Origin of the sequence: Nocardia coffeae (genome assembly GCF_019890715.1) — a bacterium.
Lineage (GTDB): Bacteria > Actinomycetota > Actinomycetes > Mycobacteriales > Mycobacteriaceae > Nocardia > Nocardia jiangxiensis.
The window spans coordinates 144,531-164,474 of record NZ_JAINZY010000016.1 but is presented as its reverse complement, the minus strand read 5'-3'; the positions used below and the strand labels follow the sequence as shown (position 1 = coordinate 164,474).

The window sequence follows — 19,944 nt, the reverse complement described above, 5'->3', positions numbered from 1 at the left end:
GAGCGAACCGGGCTCACTGGGCATCGGGAATCGTTGCGCTGCGGCGCAATCGGCCCGTGCCCGGTGCGCTGGCCCATACCGCCACGGCGAGCAGCGCGTCCAGCGCCAGCGCCAGCACGGCCACCAACAGCGCCCCGACCAGCACCCGGTCGTACTTGTACAGGCTGATGCCGTCGAAGATGTAGCGGCCGAGCCCGCCCAGGTTGACGTAGGCGGCGATGGTCGCCGTCGCCACCACCTGCAGTGTGGCCGAACGCAATCCGGTGAGGATCACCGGCATCGCATTGGGCGTCTCCACGCGCAGGAGTATCCGACGTTCGGTCATCCCCATCGCGCGCGAAGCGTCCACCACGGTCGGATCGACATTCGCGATGCCCGCGTAGGTGCCCGCGAGCAGGGGCGGGATGCCGACGGTGAGCAGTGCCAGCAGCGGCGGCAGCAATCCCAGTCCCAGGCCCAGCACCACGATGGTCAGCACACCGAGCGTCGGCAGGGCGCGCATCGCGTTGGCGAAGCCGACGACCATGCCGCCGCCGCGTCGGGTGTGCCCGATCAGCAGTCCGATCGGCACCGCGATGACCGCGGAGATCGCGATCGCCAGGAAGCTGTACCACAGGTGTTGCAGCAGACGATTGCCGATTCCGGCCGGTCCGCCCCAGTTCGCCGCGGTGCTGAAGTAATGCCAGGCGTCTATGAAAAGGTTCATGCGCCAACCCCTTTCGCCGAGCGCAGCCGTTGCGCGAGCCTGGGCCTGCTCGCGCGCAGCCACGGCGTGGCCCAGCGTCCGAGGGCGAACAGCACCCGGTCGACCACCAGGGCCAGGATCAGCACCACGATGATTCCGGCGATGATCTCGTCGGGATAGTCGCGCTGATATCCCTGGGTGAACAGTTTGCCCAGCCCGCCGACGCCGATCAGTGCGCCGACGGTCACCATGGAGATGTTGGTGACCGCCACCACTCGTAGATTGGCCACGAAAACCGGTATGGCCAAGGGGAATTCGACCGTCAGTGTGCGGCGCAGCCGGGTGTGGCCGAGGGCGTCGGAGGCGTCGAGCACCTCGGCGGGCACCGAATCCAGCGCCGCGGGGACCGCGATGATCAGCAGCGCCACCGAATAGATGCTCAGCGCGATGACCACGTTCAGCGGATCGATGGTCGCGATGCCCGCCAGCGGCGGAATGATCACCAGCAGTGCCAGCGACGGAATCGTGAAGGCCAGGCTCGCCACGGTGATCGTGATCCGGCGCAACCACGGCACCCGCCGCACCGCCGCACCCGCGGGAATCGCGATCACCAGTCCGACCAGCAGCGGGACCAGCGCCAGATACAGGTGCGTGCGGGCGAATCCGGCGATCTCGGCGAAATTGTCGATCAGATATCTCATCGGGTCGTATCCGGTCTCACTGCGCCTGCTCCGGTGCGAAGAAGTGGCGATTGCGTGCGGCGTCCTCGTCCGACCGTTGCGCGGCCAGTCGATCGATGACCTCGGTGGCCAGCAGGCCGCCGGTCACCGCGCCCGAATCATCCACGGCCACACCGATTCCCGAGGGCGAGGAGATCGCGGCATCCAATGCCTGGCGCAGATCGCCGCCGGGGGAGAACAGCGAACCACCCGCGGACATGCTCTCGGCCAGTGCGTCTCCCGCTCGCACGCGCTCGACGGCGGTGACGTCGACCCAGCCGATCGGGCGGCGCGAATCGTCCACGACCAGCACCCATTCCCCGGCGTCGAGCCGCAGTTCGGGAACCTCCGATCCGGTCACGGTCCGGATCTCGTGCAGCACGACGTCGTCGGCGGTGCGGAAGGACAGCCCACGATAGCCGCGGTCCCGCCCGGCGAAATCGGCCACGAAATCGGTCGCGGGCTCGGCCAGTACCCGCTGAGGCGAATCGTATTGCTGCAGAACGCCGCCGCGGCCGAAGACCGCGATGCGATCGCCGAGTTTGATCGCCTCGTCGATATCGTGCGTCACGAACACGATCGTCTTGTGCAGATCCGCTTGCAGCCGTTGCATTTCGGCCTGCAGCTCCTCGCGCACCACCGGATCCACGGCGCTGAACGGCTCGTCCATCAGCAGGATCGGCGGATCGGCCGCCAGCGCCCGCGCCACACCCACCCGCTGCTGCTGCCCGCCGGACAGCTGCGCCGGATATCGGCTCGCCAGAGCGCGATCCAGCCCGACGCGATCGAGCACCTCGAGGGCGGCCCCGCGCGCGGCGCGCCGGGATTGCCCGCGCAGCACCGGAACCGTGGCCACGTTGTCCAGCACCGTGCGATGCGGCAGCAGCCCGGCGTGCTGGATGACGTAGCCGATACCCAGTCGCAGCTGCACCGGATCGACCGTCGAAATATCCTGGCCCGCCACGGTTATCGTGCCCGCGGTCGGCACGATCATCCGATTGATCATCCGCATGGACGTGGTCTTGCCGCAGCCCGACGGGCCCACGAATACGGTGAACGACCCGGATTCGATCCGCAGATCCAGATCGGAGACCGCGGTCGTACCACCGGGGTAGGTCTTGCTCACACCACTGAATTCGATCTCACTCACGACCGCACCCCGCCGACATTCGGTTCCCTCCGCCGATATTCGTGCTCACCGGCAAACCTATCCGATCGGCTTGTCCAGTCCCTGCGCGGCGACCCACGACTTCGCGGCGGCCGCGGGCTCGGTCTTGGTGGCCCCGGACACCTGCTCGTTGAGTGCGATCAGCTGATCGGTGGTCAATTTCGCGGAGATCGCGTCGAGCACCTTCAGCGCCTTGTCGGACTTCTTCTTCGCGTTCAGCACCGGCACGACGTTCTGTGCGGCGAAATTGTGCTGCGGATCGGCGAGCACCACCAGGTTGTTCTCCTTGATGGCGGGGGAGGTGGTGAAGATGTCGGCCGCGGTGACCTGACCGGTCGTCAGCGCGCGCACCGTCGCGGGTCCGCCCTCGTCACTGATCGGGACGTACTTGTTCGTCGGAATATCCAGGTTGTAGTGCTTCTTCAGGCCAGGCAGGCCGTCGGGGCGCTCGGCGAATTCCGGCGACCCGCCGAAGCTCACCTCGGACGAGTGCGCGGCCAGGTCCGCGATCGAATGCAGATTCCACTTCTGCACGGTTTCCTGGGTGACCACCACAGCATCGGAATCCTCACCCGATGCGGGCGTGCCGGCGACCAGATCATTGCCCAGCGCCTTGGTCAGCGCCTGATTCACCGCGTCCGCATCGGTCGCGGTCGTCGACTTGTCCAGGTACTGCAGCAGATTGCCGGTGTAATCGGGAATGACGCCGATCGAACATTCCCGCAGCGCCGGGATGTACGCCTCGCGACTGCCGATATTGAGTTTGGTGTCGACGGTGAACCCGTTGGCGCGCAACGCCTCGGCGTACACATCGGCCACGGTCTCCGATTCGGGGAAATTGGCCGAGCCGACGGTGAGCTTGTTGACGTCGCCATCGCATTTACCCGATCCCGAGGCCAGCGGATCGGAACTGCCGCCGCAGGCGGACAGGGCCATCGCCGCGGCCAGCGCGACGGCCGTGGCGACGAACCGGACGGCGGTGAATGCGGGGCGAAGTCCGCGCCGACGCGCGGAGACAGAGATCGTGGATTTCACTGCAGTCCTTCCGAGGGCCCGGCGCTGCCGGGTGAGGTGCGGCGCGGCCCGGCTACCATTCGTCGTCGGGACGGCCGCGGTCTGGCTGTCCATCCTTGCAGCCGGGTGTCGTTCTGACTATCTAACGGGAGTAGGTGTCGCCGGATGGAATTGGCAGCGTCGCTGCGAACGGCGGCTCGCGCGGTACTCGCCGTGACGGCGTTGACGCTGGTCGTCTCGTGTTCGCACAGCGAATCCGGCGGGACGATCACGGTGGGCGCGGGCAGTTCGGCGCAGTCGGATCTGATCGCCGAGATCTATGCCGGAGCGCTGGCGCGCACCGGCGCGCACACGGTGGTGAGCGCGCGGCTGGGCGGGCGTGCGGACCTGCTGGCCGCGCTGGACGCGGATCGGGTGACGCTGGTCGGCGACGACAGCGGCGATCTGCTGACCGCGCTGGATCCACGCTCGACCGCGCGCATCCCCGATCCGGAGTCGGCCGCGGCCCAGGCGAGCGAGGCGACCGGAACGACCGTCGCGCAGGCCGAACCCGGTTCCTCGGTCTCGGATGCGCTGAGCCGGGCCCTGCCCGAGGGACTGGCGATCTCCGATATCGCCGACGGGACCGATCTGCGCCCGGACTTCGTCCTGTCCGCGGCGCAGGCCGCCCGCCTGCCGCATTCGCTGAAGGATCTGGCCGCGCACTGCGGTGAGCTGACGGTGGGCATCGCCACGGGCAGCGAGCTGGATCCGCTGCGCCCCGGCCCGAACCCGCAGCGCGACGTGCTGACCCCGCTGCGACAGGTCTACGGCTGCGATATCACCCATTACACGATCTACCACAGCGATACCGCACTGCGGGACGCGTTGCGGGGCGGGCGGATTCAGGCCGGAGTGCTGACCGCCCCGGCGACGCTGCTGCCCGGCGGCCCGGGTGACCTGGTCGTGGCCGCTGATCCGGACTACGCGTTCCGGGCGCAGAACATCGTCCCGCTGTTCCGGCAGGGCTCGCTGACCGGAACCCAGATCAAGAAGCTGAACTACGTTGCGGGCGAACTCACCACCGCCGACCTGACCACGCTGACCCGTCGTCTGCGCGACGAGCACGCCTCGGCCGCGGATCTGGCGCGCGGCTGGCTGGACGAGCACGACCTCTAGGACGATCCGGGCACATCGGCCGGTTCCGGCGAGTAATCTCAGGTGGGTTGATCAAGCAGCCACCCGAGGGAGGCGCGAGCATGTTCAATCGGACGATCGCGGCCCGCACACTCACCGTCTGCACGCTGGCCGCACTGCTGAGCACCACCGCCGCATGCGGCGGGTCGGATGACAAGTCCAGCGGTACGCCCTCCAGCGCTCACCCGGCCAGCGTGACCGAGGCCGTGACGACGACCTACAAGCGCTTCTTCGACGGATCCACCACGGCCGATCAGAAGATCGCGCTGTTGGAGAACGGCCAGGCGTTCGCGGACACCATCAAGGCCCAGGCCGGCTCCTCGATGGCCAAGAGCACCACCGCGACGGTGTCCAATGTGGCCAGTTCGGCCACCGATCACGCCGATGTCACCTTCACCATCCTGCTCAACGGCAAACCGGCGCTGGCCGGGCAGTCCGGTACGGCGGTCCGGACCGACGGCACCTGGAAGGTCACCGCGGCGACGTTCTGCGCGCTGCTGACCCTCGAGGGCAACCCGCCGCCGGTGTGCGCCGCGGCGACCCCTGCGCCCGCGCCGACGCCCTGAGCCGGACATGGCCTCCTCGGACGCACCGAAATCGTTGTGGCGCACCGTGATATCGCGGGACCCGACCCGCGGCGGCGCCGAGCGGCCGCGGCTCGCGCTGACCGTCGTGACCGCGGTGCTGTTCGTGACGTTCCTGGACACCACGATCGTCAGCGTCACCCTGGGCAACATCCAGTCCGATGTGCACGCCGGGGTGGTGTCGCTGCAATGGGTGGTCAACGCCTACACGCTGGTCTTCGCCAGCCTCATGCTGACCGCGGGATCGCTGGGCGACCGGTGGGGCCGCAAACGGGTGATGATCGCCGGACTGGTGATCTTCTGTGCGGGATCGGTGCTTTCGGCGCTGGCCGGCTCGGTGGCGGTGCTGATCGCCGGGCGCGCGGTGATGGGGCTGGGCGCGGCCGCCTCGGAACCCGGGACGTTGTCGCTGATCCGGCACATCTATCCGGATCGGCGCGCACGAGCCAAGGCGCTGGGTGCGTGGGCGGCGGTGTCGGGGTTGGCGCTGGCCGCCGGACCCGTGGTCGGGGGTCTGCTGGTCGGCGCGTTCGGCTGGCGATCGGTGTTCTGGTTCAACCTGATCGTCGGCGTGGTGGTGTTGGTCGCCGCGTTGCGCTATGTCCCCGAGAGCGCCGATCCGCAGCCAGGACCGGTCGACGTGCCCGGATTCGTCCTGGGCGCAACGTTTCTCGCGTGCGTGATCTACGCGGGCATCTCCGGTGAGCAGGTCGGTTACAGCGCCGCCTCGGTGATCGCGCTGTTCGTGGTGGGCGGTATCGCCGGAGTGGGATTTCTGGTCGTGGAGACCAGGGCCCGCAATCCGATGTTCGACTTCGCCTATCTGCGTAGCCCTCTGGTGCGCAGCGCGCTGATCGTCGCGTTCGCGGTGTATTTCGGCATCTTCTCGATCTTCTTCTTCACCGCGCTGTATCTGCAGGAGGTGGTGAGCTATTCGGGCTGGCGGATCGCGGCCGTCTTCGCGCCGATGGCGGTGGCCATCATCCTGGGCTCGCTGATCTCCGGATTCTGGGTGGCCTCGCGCGGTTCGCGCACGCCGATGATCGTGGGCTGTGTACTCGGCGGTGCGGGAATTCTGCTGACCCGCCAATTCCTCGGGGTCACCGTGCATTTCACGCCGTTGGCGCTGTCGCTGATGCTCGCCGGGATCGGCTTCGGCATCGCGGTGGTGCCGCTGACCTCGGCGGTGCTGTCCGGTGTTCCCGCCGAACATTCGGGTATGGCGGCCGCGGCCACCAACACCATGCGCCAGGTCGGCGCGGTCGTCGGCGTCGCGGCCCTGGGCTCGCTGGTCAACTCGTTCCTCAACTCCGACCTGACCTCCCGGCTGAATCAGTTGCAGATCCCGGCCAACTTCCAGGCCATCGTGATCGACGCGATCGAGACCGGCAACGTTCCCGCGGGCGGTGATCAGGCCGCCTCGGCGGCCTACGGGCCCATCGTCGACAAGGTCATCACCGCCACCTATGCGGCGTTCCATCGCGGACTGGATGTGGCGCTGCTGGTTTCGGCCGTCATGATTCTGCTCGCGGCGGTGCTGACCGCGATCTCGCTGCCTCGATTCGATCGCGCGGGGTACGAGTACGACACCTGATCGACCGGACTGCCGTTCGCCGGGCCGGAAGGCTCGGATTCAGTTGCGCAGCAGAGCGATCAGCGTCGGATCGGCGGCGAGTCCGGGCAGCGATTCGACGAGCATGTCGATCAACTGCTCGCGGGCGATCGTCTCCGCGGTGAGCCAGCTCAGCGTGACCTCCTCGACGAAGGCGATCCAGCCGCGCACGGCCAGCTCCAGCCGGGGCCGGTCCGGATGGTCCGGGGGCAGCGGGATCTCGGCCATGATGCGGTCGGCCTGCGCGCCTCGGGTCGCATCGACCAAGGCCATGAGTTCGGTCCCGGCGGGACGGCGCAGCAGGGCCAGGTACGAGGTGCGGTTCTCGCTGACGTAGTCCACGTAGCGGCGCACCGCATCGCGCAACATATCGCCCAGCTCGAGGCTGCGGTCGGGTGCGGTGCGGGTGAGCAGTTCGGCATTCGCGTTGGCCACGATCGCCAGCTGGAATTCCTGCTTGGAGGAGAAGTAGTGGAACAGCAGGCCGCGGGAGATCCCGGCCTGTTCGGCGACATCGCTGATCGAGATGTCCTCCAGCGCGCGATCGCGCAGCATCCGGGTGCCCAGGGTGATCAGCTGCCGACGGCGTTCGTCGGGGCTCAGGCGCACCCGCTTCCCGTTCTTGGCGGCAGTTTTTCCGTTCACGGGAACCATCCTACTGAACGCGAGTCAATACTGTTGACTCCGGCTCAATAAGCGCTTAGGCTCGGATACATGAGTCGCAAGGTTACAGACAGTGGTGTCGGTGATCAGGGGGAACCTGCCCGCCACGTCCACGTCCTGATCGTCGGCAGTGGCTTCTCCGGACTGGGCATGGCCATCCGGCTCAGCCAGCAGGGGGTGCAGGACTATCTGGTGCTCGAGCGCGGCGGCGACGTCGGCGGCACCTGGCGGGACAACACCTATCCCGGTGCGGCCTGCGATGTGCCCTCGCACCTGTACTCGTACTCCTTCGCGCTCAACCCGGAGTGGTCGCGGTCGTTCTCCAGGCAGCCCGAGATCCAGAGCTACATCCAGGGCGTGGCACAGCGGTACGGCGTGCGCGACAAGCACCTGTTCGACTGTGAGATGACCGGCGCGAGCTGGAACGAGGAGCAGGCCCGCTGGGAGGTGCACACCAGCAAGGGCGAGTTCACCGCCGACATCCTGATCTCCGCGGTCGGCGCGCTGTGCGAGCCGAATCTGCCGGATATCAAGGGCATCAACACCTTCGAGGGGCAGATCTTCCACTCCGCGCGCTGGGATCACGATGCGGATCTGGCGGGTAAGCGCGTCGCGGTGATCGGCACGGGCGCCTCGGCGATCCAGATCGTGCCATCGATCGCGCCGAAGGTCGCGCACCTGGATCTGTACCAGCGCACCGCGCCGTGGCTGCTGCCGCGAATGGACCGGCCCTACACGCTGCCCGAGCGGCTGGCCTTCAAATACGTTCCGGGCGTACAGAAGTTGTCCCGCGCGGCCATCTACGCCGCCCGCGAGACCCAGGTCGTCGGCCTGGCCAAATTCCCGCCCGCGATGCTGGCGCTGGAGACCATCGCCCGCGCCAAGCTGCGCTTCGAGGTGCGCGATCGCGCACTGCGCGAGAAGGTCACCCCGAACTTCCGCATCGGCTGCAAGCGCATGCTGATCTCCAACGAGTACTACCCGGCGCTGGGCCGCGACAACGTCGACGTGGTCACCGACGGCATCGCCGAGATCCGGCCCGGATCGGTCGTCACCAAGGACGGCGCCGAGCGCGAGGTCGACGCGATCATCGTGGCCACCGGTTTCCACGTCACCGATTCGCCTGTGTACGAGACGATTTCGGGTCGCGACGGACGCACCCTGACCGAGGTCTTCGACGAGGGCGGTCAGCAGGCGTACAAGGGTTCGGCGATCGCCAACTTCCCCAACATGTTCTTCCTGCTCGGCCCGAACGTCGGCCTGGGGCACACCTCGATGGTGTACATGATCGAATCGCAGATCAACTACGTCGCCGACGCGGTCGCCACCTTCGATCGGATGGAGCTGCGCACCGTCGAGGTGCGCAAGGACACGCAGGACACGTTCAACAGCGCACTGCAGGACAAGCTGGTCGGCAGTGTGTGGAGCACCGGCGGCTGCGCGAGCTGGTATCTGGACAAGCACGGCAACAACACCACGCTGTGGCCCGATTTCACGTTCCGATTCCGTAGGTTGCTGGAAAACTTCGATGTCGCGGCCTATCGGACCAGCGCCGCGGCGAACTCTGAAACATCCGGGGCCCAGGGGCGGCCCGAAGCGAAAGTGGTGGCAGGACAGTGAGCAACGACGCGTACTTCACCGGCAAGGTCTGTGTGATCACCGGCGCCGGATCGGGCATCGGGCGCGCGCTGGCGGAGAATCTGGCTCGCCGCGGCGCGAAACTCGCTCTCTCCGACATCGATTCCGAGGGGCTGGCCGAAACCGTCCGCCGCTGTGAGGCATTGGGCGCGCAGGTTCGATCCGATCGGCTCAACGTCGCCGAGCGCGAGGCCGTACTGCTCTACGCCGACGAGGTGAAGAAGCACTTCGGCGTCGTCCACCAGATCTACAACAACGCCGGTATCGCCTTCCACGGCGAGGTGATCGACTCGCAGTTCAAGGACATCGAGCGGATCATGGACGTCGACTTCTGGGGAGTCGTCAACGGCACCAAGGCATTTCTGCCGCATCTGGTCGAATCCGGTGCGGGGCACGTGATCAACGTGTCCAGCCTGTTCGGGCTCATCGCGGTTCCCGGTCAAAGTGCTTACAACGCGGCGAAGTTCGCGGTGCGCGGCTTCACCGAGTCGCTGCGCCAGGAGATGATGGCGCGCAAGCAGCCGGTCAAGGTCACCTGTGTGCATCCCGGCGGCATCAAGACCGCCGTCGCGCGCAACGCCACCTACGCCGAGGGGATCGACGCCAAGCAGTTCGCCTCGTTCTTCGACAAGCAGCTGGCCCTGCACACTCCGGAGATGGCCGCGCAGACCATCACCGACGGTGTCGCCAAGGGGCACGGCCGGGTGCTGATCGGCTGGGAGGCAAAGGCTCTGGATCTGTTCGTGCGCACCACCGGCTCGTATTACCAGCGGATCGCCACTCTGGTGAACCGGCGGTTCCTGCCCTGATCGTATGAGGATTCCCGCGATGCCCGCTGTTTCGCTGCCGCTGCCGATCGCCCGCGCGGTACTGCACCCGATGTTCCGATATGCGATGCACGCCCGCCTGCCGTGGGGTGTGCAGCGCGCGCTGCTTGATGCCGGTTCGGCGCTGCAGGTGCTGCCGCCGGGCACCCGGGTGGACCGGTTGCGCCTGGGCGGCCGTCCGGCCGAGCGGATCACCTCCGGTTCGAGTACCGGTACGGGGGCGCTGCTGTATCTGCACGGCGGCGGCTACACCATCGGTTCGATCGCCACGCACCGCTCGCTGGCCGCGCACCTGGCCCGCGAACTCGGCCGTCCGGTGTATCTGCCGGACTATCGGCTCGCGCCCGAACATCCGTATCCGGCCGCCCTCGACGACGCCGAGGCTGCCTACCTGGAGTTGCTGTCCACCGGGTTGCAGCCGGAAAACCTTGCGGTAGCGGGTGATTCGGCCGGTGGCGGGCTGTCGTTGGCGCTGGCTCGCCGCCTGATCGACGAGCACGGAATCCGGCCCGCCGCACTGGGCCTGATCGCGCCGTGGTCCGATCCGAACGAATCCGCGCCGCGCGAGCGCGATCTGGTGGTCAGCCGTCCGTGGTCGCGGGCCTGCGCCGAGGCATACCTCGGCGCCGGTGACGGTCTGGATCCCGGCTACGCACCGCTGCTGGGTGAGCTGAGCGGACTGCCGCGGACCTACGTCCAGGCAGACCGGGACGAGATGCTGTACACCCAGTGCACCCGTCTGGTGGTGGCGTTGGACGAGGCCGGTGTGCCGACGAAGTTCTCGGTGACCCGCGGACTGTGGCATGTGGCCCAGCTGCAGGCTTCGCTGGTCGCCCCGGCGGCGGCCGCGGTGCGCGAGCTCGCCGACTTCCTCGACGAATCGCTGCAACCTGCGCAAACCCGACCATAGGATGAGGTGCGGACGATCCGGCGCCGCAAGACGGCCCGGTCGTGGCCGATGCGGCGGTCCCGCGTCGGCCGTTTGCGGCGGCTAGCGTAAATTACTGGTGAGTAAACCACGTGGAAGGGCACCGATGCGAGAGTTCGAAGTCCCGGCTACCTACACCATCCCCGAAGACATCAACGTCTCCGACGGCGTCTTCCGGCATGCCGAGCGCACGCCCGGCCTGGTGGTGTTCAACAGGCCGGACGGTAAGGGCGGCTGGACCGATGTGACTGCCAAGCAGTTCGCGCAGGCCGTCACCGGCGTGGCGAAGGGGCTGATCGCCACCGGCATCGAACTCGGCGATCGCGTCGCGATCCTGGCCTCGACCCAGTACGACTGGGTCGTCCTGGATTTCGCGATCTGGGCCGCGGGCGGTTGCACCGTCGCCATCTTCGACAGCTCCTCGGCCGAGCAGGCCAAGTGGATCCTGCAGGATTCGGCGACCAAACTGCTCGTCGTCGAGACGCCCAAGCAGCGCGCGACGATCGGCGAGATCGAGTCGGCGCTGCCGGATTTGAAGGAAACACTGCTGCTGAGCGAGGGCGCGGTCGAGGAATTCACCCGTCGCGGTGCGGATCTCGACGATGCGGTCGTGCACGAGCGTCGCGCACAGGTCAAGGCGGCCTCCCCGGCCACCCTGATCTACACCTCGGGCACCACCGGACGCCCCAAGGGCGTCATGCTCTCGCATTCGAATCTCTATGCCGAGTCCGCCGCGGACCGCGCGGTCATGCCGCAGGATCTGCGGCCGGGCAAGCGTTCGCTGCTGTTCCTGCCGCTGGCCCACGTCTTCGCGCGGGCGGTGGCGCTGGCCGCGTTCGACGCCGGTGTCACCGTCGCGCACACCGCGGACTGGTCCACCCTGGTCGAGCAGTTCGGCCAGTACAAGCCCGATTTCATCCTCTCGGTGCCGCGCGTATTCGAGAAGGTGTTCAACGGCGCGAAGCAGAAGGCGCACGACGGCGGCAAGGGCGGGATCTTCGACGCCGCGGCCGATACCGCCGTCGCCTACAGCCAGGCCCTGGACAACGGCGGGCCCGGTCTGGTGCTCAAACTCAAGCACGCGGTCTTCGACAAGCTGGTCTACGGCAAGCTGCGCGAGGCGATGGGCGGACGGTGCGATTCCGCGGTCTCCGGCGGCGGCCCGCTGAACGCGCGCCTCGGACATTTCTTCCGCGGCGTCGGGGTCACCATCCACGAGGGCTACGGCCTGACCGAGACCACCGCCGCGGTCGCGGTGAACACCCGCCGGCACACCCGCATCGGCACGGTCGGCCGCCCGCTGCCCGGTCACGGTGCGAAGGTCGCCGAGGACGGCGAACTGCTGCTGCGCGGCCCGGTCGTATTCTCCGGCTACTGGGGTAACGACGCGGCCACCGAGGACGCCTTCGCCGACGGCTGGTTCAAGACCGGCGATCTGGGTGCGATCGACGCCGACGGTTTCATCACCATCACCGGCCGCAAGAAGGAAATCCTGGTCACCGCGGGCGGCAAGAACGTCTCCCCGGCCATGCTCGAGGATTCGCTGCGTGCGAACCCGCTGATCAGCCAGGTCATGGTCGTCGGCGACAGCAAGCCGTTCATCGGCGCGCTGATCACCCTCGACGCCGAGGCGCTGCCCGGCTGGAAGGAACGCCACAACCTGCCGGCCGACACTCCGATCGAGAAGCTGATCGAGAACCCGGATCTGGTCGCCGAGATCGACGCCGCGGTCGCGGACACCAACAAGCTGGTCTCGCATGCCGAGGCCATCAAGAAGATCCGCATCCTGCCGATCGACTGGACCGAGGAGGGTGGCGAACTCACCCCCAAGATGTCCCTCAAGCGCGCGGTCGTGATGAAGAACTACGCCTCCGACGTGGAGGCCATCTACGGCTGAGCCCAGCTGTCGGGCAATGGATTTCCGAACGAACGGCCCATCCGCGTGTTGCGGGTGGGCCGTTCGTTCGTGAATCATGTCGCGGTCGGCGCGCCTTCGGCGACCGCGCCCGTTCCCATCCGGTCCGCGCCCCAACTGCGCTGGATGTATCCGGTGACGCGGTCGAGTTCGTCGGGGGCGACCGAGGCCGACTCGCCGTGCTCGAGCGGGTCGAAATGGAAGATGTACAGACGTGAGGCGAACTGCTCGAACGGCAGAGACGCTTCACCCGGACGCTCGCCGTGCCCGGCGGTGCCGACGACCACGCCGTCACCCCAGTCCTGTCCGCTGTCGTTGTTCGGGTTGTAGAAGTAGACCCGCATCTGTTCCTGGGGGTCGAGATTGACTCGCAGGATGGTGATCGCATGCCACCCGACGAAGCGGGCCGCGCTGTCGGTGACGGCGATACCGGCGGGCTGCGGGTGGACCAGCGGCTGGTTGCCGTTGTAGTACGGGTGATAGCTGGCGTAGAAGTGCCGCAGGAACTCCTCGAGATCGGTCAGCGCGCCGGTGGCCACATCGACGTTGATCCGGAACCCGCGGCCGGACCACCAGCCGTGGAACTCCGGGTTGATCCAGCGGTGCGGATCGCCCTCGCGGCCGATACAGCGCCGTCCCATCTCCGCGTAGATCCGATCCAGATGCGGTACCACCAGTAGCGATACCGGGTCCAGATCGAACGCCAGCGTGGCCGCGACACCCGTCGCGATCTCCTGCGAGGAGATCGGCTGCCCTTCGAAGTGCATGACGATCGCGTCGTCACGCGCCGCCCAAGCCACCGTCTGCAACAGGTAGTCGGGATCGTTGTAGGCCCACACCGATAGCGCCCGCGCGGACTGGCATGTCGGATTGTCGCCCTGCCCGACTCCCAGCGGCAGGCCCAGGATCGACAGCACACCGGACAGTAGCCAGGCTCCCGGATCCGGGCTGGGGCCGAACATCCGGTTCAGCCGGGCCTTCGAGTCGGCCGACAACTCCAGTCCGAGTTGCCGCCACATCGCGGGTGCGACCGGCGGCTGATACAGAATGCCGCGTTCGAGCAGCGACGCGAGACCGTAGACGCACTGGGCCGTCTCGGGATGTACTGCTCGATCGATCAGTGCGCGCACCAACTCGTGGTAGCAGAGCAGGCAGTCACGCCCGGTGCTGGACAATCCCATCGCCTCACCGAGGAGATATTCGCCCTTGCCGAGCAGATGGCGCAGCAGTGTCGCGTGATACGGCGAAACCAGACCGGTGTCGTGCATGGATCGCGCGAATCCCGTTGCCTCGGACTGCAATGCGGCGTCGTCCATCGCCTCCAGCCGGGCCTGGTAGATCTCGACGCCGGGGTCCTCCCGGCACGCGTCGGTGGTGCTGTAGAGGCTGCTGATCAGCCGGTCCGCGCCGAGTGCGCCCGCGCCGAGATCGATATCCGGATTGGCCCGCGCCACGGCGATCTGCGTGATCATCCGCTTGACCGAGTCGACCTGGATCGGACGCTGGCGCAGGATGCGCCAGATCTCCTCGATCAGATTCTCGAGTACCTTCTCGTACCCGATCTCCTGGACCAGCAGCCGCAGCAGTTCGCGGGAGGCCAGCGACATCCGGCCCTGCTGTGCGCGCTCGGCCTCGCCCGGTGGGGTGAACAGCAGGGACAGGTTGGTTGCCAGGACTTGCGAGAGGTGGTTGTGCGCGTACTCGGCGGACACCGTGGGGTGCACGTATTCCCCTTTCGCGACGGCCAGCAGACGCAGGTCGCTGACCGTCTCGAGGACCACGGTGTCCGGGTTCGAACTGTGCAGGGAACCGGTGCTCAGCGCCGGTATCAGGATCTCCGGACTCGCCCAGTCCGTTCCGAGGAACAGTCCGGCGGACTCGAGTCCGGCCGCGCGTGCGCGAACCGCGGCGCAACCGCCGGGGAGGGGCAGCACCCGCCGCAGTGTGCCCAGAACCCTCGTCAGCTTGACCTGCTTACCGAAGTCGGCAGCGGCCGCGAGGGATCCGGTGGCATCGTCCAGCGCAGCGAGACGTCTGTCCAACGTCGTGCTGTCGCTGCTTAGTGGACTCAATCAGGATCCTCCCCGTGAGCCGTTACCGTCGAACGGATTCAAATGTAGAAGTCGAGTTCTTCCTGGCGCTTCAACAGATTTCGGAGAGTGTACGGGTCCTCTCCGAAGAAGTACAGTACGCCCCAATGGTTTCCGAACGCAGTGCGCTTCGTCACCATTTCTTCCAGGGGCGGAGTGAGTTCGTGTGAATCGAAGTAGTCGTGCTCCTCGGTCTCTTCGGGCATCGCCAAGCGGCTTACCACGCGCCGCCGCGGATAAACCCCGAAGCAGCCCGCATGTCCTTTCGCGTCCACCACCTCCTTCGGGAAGAAGGCCTCGATCTCCTCGGCGGTGGTCTTCGGGTCGAAGGCCAGAACCAGCGCATGATACGCGTTGAATCCGTAGCATCGCTCGAGCAGTTCGAACACCTTGAATCCCGGTGGCCGGTAGGCGACCTCGCCGAAATACATCTCGCCGTCGCTGGTCACGAAATATTCGGGATGGACGAATCCGAAATCGATGTCGAACGTCTTGATCAATTTCTCGATCTGCCGGGTGATCTCCGGCCGGTACTGTTCCAGCTCCGGCGTCGCCGGAACGAATACCGAATATCCGAGAGTCACATATTCGGAGATGTTCAGGAAACAGATCTTGCCGTTGTGGATCCACGCCTCGACCGCGAATTCCCAACCGTCCAGGTGAGATTCCATCAGGACCGGGAATTCCTCGTCGGGAATCGAATCGATCTCGTCGGGTGTGCGGATGACCCGATGCCCGAGACAGCCCGCCTTGTCGAAGGCCTTGAGGTGGATCGGATCGTTCAGGTCGCCGTCGAGTTTGAGCAGAGTCTGGTTGACCCGCTTGAGGAAGCGGATGACGTCGTCGCGCTCGTGCGCCTCCTCGAAGATGCCCACCCGGATACCGCCGAGTTGCGCGCGGCGCTTCATCAGCGACTTGTCGCGCAGCAGCATCGCCTGCCCCAGCAGACGCGGATTGTCCAGCAGGACGGAGTTGATCGCCCCGGCCCACTCCACGGTCTCCTCGAAGATCGGAATGGCGACGTCGACGCCCTTGGCCTTCAGCGTCTCGGCGATCTCCATCGAGCGATCGTTGAGACGCTCGAAATCCCAGAGAATATAAGGGATCTCGTGTTCATTACAGTATTCCTCCGCCCATGCCGGAGCCACCACGACATAGCGCCGGTCGAAACGATCCACCGCTTCGACGGCGTTCAGACTCCAGCCCAGCAGGGCGATGTAACCTTTGTCCGGGTTTCGGATCGTCGATTCGGGTGTTGAAGTCGACAAGACCTGTCTCCTCTCGACCCCTGGATCCAGCGTATCGATTCGGGGCCGTCATCGCGGATATCGCTGTGCGGTCGGTGTTCTGCTATGCGCTATCCGTATCTCTTGCCGCTGGCGGAGTGTCCCGATATCCTCGTCGATACGGGTGTCCGGCGGTTACGTGATCGAAACGGCTTTCGGGCGTTGGCAATTGGAACAGACCCCGTTTTGCCGTCATTGTGTCCGAGTACCCATGCGGGCATCACGTCAAACAGAAGTGGCTCATCGGGGCCGGGATGGCGGAAATTTCGACGCACGGGGGATGACGTCGATACCGCAGTAGCTCGAAAAATGTTGCAGTAGTGGAAGATCGACTCAGCGGTCGATGTCGGGCGAACAATCGGATTGTCGACATTCTTCGAGAATCGTTCGAACGCAAACGGACCGGCACCGAATGTGCGGTGCCGGTCCGTTCGCGTGCCGGTGCTCGATCAGCCGACCGGGCCCTGGGCGAGTTTCGTCTTGGCCGACTGGGTCTGCCCGGACTGGTCGGCGAACTTCAGCGTCACCGTGTCGCCGGGGTGGTGCTGGTCCATCGCGTCGGTGAGTTCCAGAGCCGAACCGATGGTGGTGCCGTCGACGCCGGTGATCACGTCGCCCGGGGTCAGGCCCAGTTGTTCGGCGGGACCGTCGCTGACGATATTGCGGACCAGTGCACCGCCGTCGGCATCGCTCACCGTGACGCCGAGGAAGGCGGACCGACCGATGTGGACGGTGCTCGAGCCCTTACCCGCCTGAATCTGCTTGGCGATCGTCAGCGCCTTGTTGATCGGGATGGCGAAGCCCTCCCCGCCTCCCTGCGTGCTCACGGTGCCGAATCGGAAGCCCTGGGAGGCGGCGGTGTCCACGCCGACGACCTGTCCCGCACTGTTGATCAGCGGACCACCCGAATCGCCCGGCTGGATGTTCGCCGCGACCTGGATGAGTCCGGTCAGCTTCTCCGAGGCGCCGGCCGCCTCGTCACTCGCGGTGATCGACCGGTCCAACCCGGTGACCTGCCCGGCGGCCGCGGTCGGGCTGCCGGTGCCGCCCGCATTGCCCAGACCGACGATGGCGTCGCCGACCGCTACTCGATCCGAATTGCCCAGGGGCGCGGTCTGCAGGCCCGAGGCGCCGGACAACTTCACCACCGCGAGGTCGTCGGAGCGGTCGTAACCGACCACCGTCGCGGGATAGGTCCGGCCATTGCCCAGGTCGGTGACCGAGATCTTGGTGGCGCCCTCCACGACGTGGTTGTTCGTCAGGATCTCGCCGTCGGAGGTGAGCACGATTCCGGTGCCCGCGCCCGCACCGTTCTGCAGGCCCAGCTGGGTGTCGACGTTGACGATTCCGGGCACGACCTTGTTCGCCGCCGCGGTGAGATCCGCGGCACTGGTCTGCGAATCGACCGGCTGCGACACGATGCCCGGCGACTGCGCCATCGGCGATCGCGTGACCGCGCCGTTCGTGGTCAGACGTGCCGCGACCATGCCGATGGTGACCGCCAGGGCCAGCACGATCGCGGCCACGACGGTGAGACCAAGCCCGTGACGCGGCCGAGGGGCCTGCGGTGGACGGCCACCCTGCGGCGCATACGGGCCATAAGGTGCTCCGTACGGGCCCGGCTCTCCGGGCCTGCTCCCCTGATTCGGATACACGGTCATCACGTCCTTTTGGTCAGGAACCTCTCAATCAATTAAGCGCGCTGTTCCTGAGAGCGGGCTGGGGAGATGCCGTGGAACCGCCACGGTGAGCGCCGCCATATCCGAACCGGTCCCGGTGGACCGCACGCGCCGTATTTCTGACGAATCCGTGACGGTGCGGATTTCGGGCTTCTCGGCCGGTCACCAGGGCCCGAACCGGCAGTACGCTCACGATATGAGCTCTTCGGGCACGCGCGGAACCGCTTCGGATATCGGTGGGACGCAGCGCGGCGACATCCGGCCCGGGAACGATCCCGCAGCCGCCGGCTCGGGGTTGCGCACGGCCGCCGGCATCCTCACCGCAGGGTTCGCCCTGGGGGCGGCGGAGTTGGTGGCCGCCCCGATCGGATCGGGTAGTGCGCCACTGACCGCACTGGGCGGAACCGTGGTGGACCACACCCCCGACAGTGTGCGGGAGTGGGTGATCGGCCTCGTCGGGACCAACGACAAGCTGGTGCTGTTCATCCTGATGGCGGCCGTCGCGGTCATCGTGGCGGCCTTCGCCGGGCGAATCGAACAATCCCGTCGCCCGGCCGGTTCCGTGCTGTTCGCCGTATTCGGGCTGGTGGCGGCCGGGATCGCGGTGACCAGACCGGGGGCGTCCTGGACGTGGGCGCTGCCCTCGGTGATCGGGGTCGGTCTGGCGATCGTGGTGTTGCGGGGGCTGACTCGGCGGATCGAGGCGTACGAGTCGAAGGTGGCGGCCCGCGAGATGGCTTCGGGTGCAGCGGTTTCCGGTTCACCGGAAGGGGCGAGCGAGGCGGCGCGGACTGCGTCGGCAGCATCCGGCCAGGCGGCTGCGGGGGACGAGATTACCTCTGGTGCAATGACTTCCGGTTCGTCCGCCGAGATCGATCGACGAGGTCTGATGCGCGCCCTGGTCGGCGTCGGAGCGCTGGCCGCGGCGGCCGGGGTGGCGGGCCGGTTCATCGGATCCAAGCTGCACAGTGTCTCCGCCGAGCGTGCCACGGTGCAGCTGCCGGTCGCGCCGTCGCCGGAGCCGCCCATCGATCCTGCGGCCGATCTGCGGATTCCCGGCTTGACCCCGTACCTCACCGCCAACCGCAATTTCTATCGGATCGATACCGCGCTCACCGTTCCGCAGGTCAGTACCGAGACCTGGACACTGCGCGTGCACGGCATGGTCGATCGCGAAATCCGGCTCGGCTACGCCGATTTGAAGGCGCGCCGCCCGATCGAACGTCTGGTGACGTTGACCTGCGTCTCGAATCCGGTAGGTGGCGACCTGGTGGGCAACGCCCGGTGGCTCGGCTACTCCCTGGCCGATCTGCTCGCCGAGGCCGGACCCCACCCCGACGCCGATATGGTGCTCTCCCGCAGCGTCGACGGATTCACCGCGGGCAGTCCGCTGGCCACCCTCACCGACGGCCGCGACGCCATGCTGGCCATCGGGATGAACGGCGAACCGCTGCCCATCGAACACGGCTACCCGGTGCGGCTGGTGGTGCCCGGTCTGTACGGCTATGTCTCGGCGACCAAATGGGTGACCGATATCGAGATCACGAGATTCGATCGCGCCCAGGCGTATTGGACCCAACGCGGCTGGTCCGAGCGCGGCCCGATCAAGACCGGCACCCGCATCGACACCCCCAGGGACGGTGCGTCGGTGGGCGGGAACCGGATCTCGGTCGCGGGCGTCGCCTGGGCCCAGCACCGCGGCATCAACGCCGTCGAGGTCCAGATCGACGACGGCCCTTGGCAATCCGCCCGCCTGGCCGCCGAACCCACCATCGACACCTGGCGACAGTGGGTCTACGACTGGACCCCGACCGCGGGCACGCACACCCTGCGGGCCCGCGCCACCGACGGCGCCGGCCAGGTGCAGACCGATGTGGTGCAGGACGTCGTTCCGGATGGCGCCACCGGCTATCCGTCGGTCACCGTTCGGGTGGGCTGAGTTCGGGTGGCATGGCCCGGC

At 67.0% G+C, this 19,944-nt stretch carries 16 protein-coding genes; 8 read left to right on the top strand and 8 right to left on the bottom strand.

Going from position 1 to position 19,944, the window contains the following annotated elements; genetic code table 11:
* Positions 1 to 13 precede the first annotated feature (13 nt).
* Genes K7711_RS39400 through K7711_RS39385 form a run of 4 tightly spaced genes read right to left on the bottom strand, consistent with a single transcriptional unit; the run spans position 14 to position 3,508 of the window.
* Positions 14 to 706, bottom strand: coding sequence for an ABC transporter permease (locus tag K7711_RS39400; RefSeq protein WP_222976616.1), 693 nt, complete (start codon positions 704 to 706; stop codon positions 14 to 16).
* Positions 703 to 1,386 (bottom strand): ABC transporter permease, encoded by a 684-nt coding sequence (locus tag K7711_RS39395; RefSeq protein WP_222976614.1) that lies wholly within the window; start codon positions 1,384 to 1,386, stop codon positions 703 to 705. Before K7711_RS39395 ends, K7711_RS39400 begins: the two co-directional genes overlap by 4 nt.
* Before the next feature lie 16 nt (positions 1,387 to 1,402).
* The gene (locus tag K7711_RS39390) at positions 1,403 to 2,554 is read right to left on the bottom strand and encodes an ABC transporter ATP-binding protein (protein WP_222976612.1); all 1,152 of its coding nucleotides are present in this window, start codon (positions 2,552 to 2,554) and stop codon (positions 1,403 to 1,405) included.
* 57 nt (positions 2,555 to 2,611) lie between these two features.
* Positions 2,612 to 3,508, bottom strand: coding sequence for an ABC transporter substrate-binding protein (locus K7711_RS39385; protein ID WP_235748501.1), 897 nt, complete (start codon positions 3,506 to 3,508; stop codon positions 2,612 to 2,614).
* A 243-nt stretch (positions 3,509 to 3,751) separates the two neighbouring features.
* On the opposite strand from K7711_RS39385, the gene K7711_RS39380 reads away from it, so the two are divergent.
* The 3 genes from K7711_RS39380 to K7711_RS39370 all read left to right on the top strand — a co-directional run bounded on the left by K7711_RS39380 (position 3,752) and on the right by K7711_RS39370 (position 6,940).
* Positions 3,752 to 4,744, top strand: coding sequence for a glycine betaine ABC transporter substrate-binding protein (locus K7711_RS39380; RefSeq protein WP_222976608.1), 993 nt, complete (start codon positions 3,752 to 3,754; stop codon positions 4,742 to 4,744).
* A gap of 80 nt (positions 4,745 to 4,824) precedes the next feature.
* Positions 4,825 to 5,328 (top strand): MTB12 C-terminal domain-containing protein, encoded by a 504-nt coding sequence (locus K7711_RS39375; protein ID WP_222976606.1) that lies wholly within the window; start codon positions 4,825 to 4,827, stop codon positions 5,326 to 5,328.
* A 7-nt stretch (positions 5,329 to 5,335) separates the two neighbouring features.
* Positions 5,336 to 6,940, top strand: coding sequence for an MFS transporter (locus K7711_RS39370; protein ID WP_222976604.1), 1,605 nt, complete (start codon positions 5,336 to 5,338; stop codon positions 6,938 to 6,940).
* Positions 6,941 to 6,979: 39 nt separating this feature from the next.
* On the opposite strand, the gene K7711_RS39365 is transcribed toward K7711_RS39370, so the two are convergent.
* A complete protein-coding gene (locus tag K7711_RS39365) occupies positions 6,980 to 7,612 on the bottom strand; it encodes a TetR/AcrR family transcriptional regulator (protein ID WP_222976602.1) in 633 nt (210 codons plus the stop codon).
* Between the two features lie 60 nt (positions 7,613 to 7,672).
* Here K7711_RS39365 and K7711_RS39360 point away from each other — a divergent pair, with 60 nt between their 5' ends.
* The 4 genes from K7711_RS39360 to K7711_RS39345 all read left to right on the top strand — a co-directional run bounded on the left by K7711_RS39360 (position 7,673) and on the right by K7711_RS39345 (position 12,911).
* The gene (locus tag K7711_RS39360; protein ID WP_222976600.1) at positions 7,673 to 9,241 is read left to right on the top strand and encodes a flavin-containing monooxygenase; all 1,569 of its coding nucleotides are present in this window, start codon (positions 7,673 to 7,675) and stop codon (positions 9,239 to 9,241) included.
* A complete protein-coding gene (locus K7711_RS39355) occupies positions 9,238 to 10,068 on the top strand; it encodes an SDR family NAD(P)-dependent oxidoreductase (RefSeq protein WP_222976598.1) in 831 nt (276 codons plus the stop codon). Before K7711_RS39360 ends, K7711_RS39355 begins: the two co-directional genes overlap by 4 nt.
* A gap of 19 nt (positions 10,069 to 10,087) precedes the next feature.
* Positions 10,088 to 10,996, top strand: a complete 909-nt coding sequence (locus tag K7711_RS39350; protein ID WP_222976596.1) for an alpha/beta hydrolase — start codon at positions 10,088 to 10,090, stop codon at positions 10,994 to 10,996.
* Positions 10,997 to 11,120: 124 nt separating this feature from the next.
* Positions 11,121 to 12,911 (top strand): AMP-dependent synthetase/ligase, encoded by a 1,791-nt coding sequence (locus tag K7711_RS39345; RefSeq protein WP_222976594.1) that lies wholly within the window; start codon positions 11,121 to 11,123, stop codon positions 12,909 to 12,911.
* A 74-nt stretch (positions 12,912 to 12,985) separates the two neighbouring features.
* Here K7711_RS39345 and K7711_RS39340 read toward each other — a convergent pair whose 3' ends face one another.
* From K7711_RS39340 to K7711_RS39330, 3 genes are all read right to left on the bottom strand, one after another.
* A complete protein-coding gene (locus K7711_RS39340) occupies positions 12,986 to 15,001 on the bottom strand; it encodes a hypothetical protein (protein ID WP_222976592.1) in 2,016 nt (671 codons plus the stop codon).
* A gap of 38 nt (positions 15,002 to 15,039) precedes the next feature.
* A complete protein-coding gene (locus K7711_RS39335) occupies positions 15,040 to 16,080 on the bottom strand; it encodes an ATP-grasp domain-containing protein (protein WP_235748499.1) in 1,041 nt (346 codons plus the stop codon).
* A gap of 674 nt (positions 16,081 to 16,754) precedes the next feature.
* Positions 16,755 to 17,831: a S1C family serine protease gene (locus K7711_RS39330; protein ID WP_308015149.1), complete on the bottom strand. Its 1,077-nt coding sequence runs from the start codon at positions 17,829 to 17,831 to the stop codon at positions 16,755 to 16,757.
* 349 nt (positions 17,832 to 18,180) lie between these two features.
* Between K7711_RS39330 and K7711_RS39325 the strand changes: the two genes are divergently transcribed.
* Positions 18,181 to 19,923, top strand: coding sequence for a molybdopterin-dependent oxidoreductase (locus K7711_RS39325; protein ID WP_222976588.1), 1,743 nt, complete (start codon positions 18,181 to 18,183; stop codon positions 19,921 to 19,923).
* Positions 19,924 to 19,944 lie beyond the last annotated feature (21 nt).

Coding starts and splice junctions, on each gene's coding strand:
- K7711_RS39385 (WP_235748501.1), bottom strand. CDS start 3,508: ATGGCCCTGTCCGCCTGCGGCGGCAGTTCCGATCCGCTGGCCTCGGGA.
- K7711_RS39380 (WP_222976608.1), top strand. CDS start 3,752: ATGGAATTGGCAGCGTCGCTGCGAACGGCGGCTCGCGCGGTACTCGCC.
- K7711_RS39365 (WP_222976602.1), bottom strand. CDS start 7,612: ATGGTTCCCGTGAACGGAAAAACTGCCGCCAAGAACGGGAAGCGGGTG.
- K7711_RS39325 (WP_222976588.1), top strand. CDS start 18,181: ATGAGCTCTTCGGGCACGCGCGGAACCGCTTCGGATATCGGTGGGACG.
- K7711_RS39335 (WP_235748499.1), bottom strand. CDS start 16,080: ATGGAGATCGCCGAGACGCTGAAGGCCAAGGGCGTCGACGTCGCCATT.
- K7711_RS39360 (WP_222976600.1), top strand. CDS start 7,673: ATGAGTCGCAAGGTTACAGACAGTGGTGTCGGTGATCAGGGGGAACCT.
- K7711_RS39375 (WP_222976606.1), top strand. CDS start 4,825: ATGTTCAATCGGACGATCGCGGCCCGCACACTCACCGTCTGCACGCTG.
- K7711_RS39350 (WP_222976596.1), top strand. CDS start 10,088: ATGCCCGCTGTTTCGCTGCCGCTGCCGATCGCCCGCGCGGTACTGCAC.
- K7711_RS39370 (WP_222976604.1), top strand. CDS start 5,336: ATGGCCTCCTCGGACGCACCGAAATCGTTGTGGCGCACCGTGATATCG.
- K7711_RS39400 (WP_222976616.1), bottom strand. CDS start 706: ATGAACCTTTTCATAGACGCCTGGCATTACTTCAGCACCGCGGCGAAC.
- K7711_RS39395 (WP_222976614.1), bottom strand. CDS start 1,386: ATGAGATATCTGATCGACAATTTCGCCGAGATCGCCGGATTCGCCCGC.
- K7711_RS39345 (WP_222976594.1), top strand. CDS start 11,121: ATGCGAGAGTTCGAAGTCCCGGCTACCTACACCATCCCCGAAGACATC.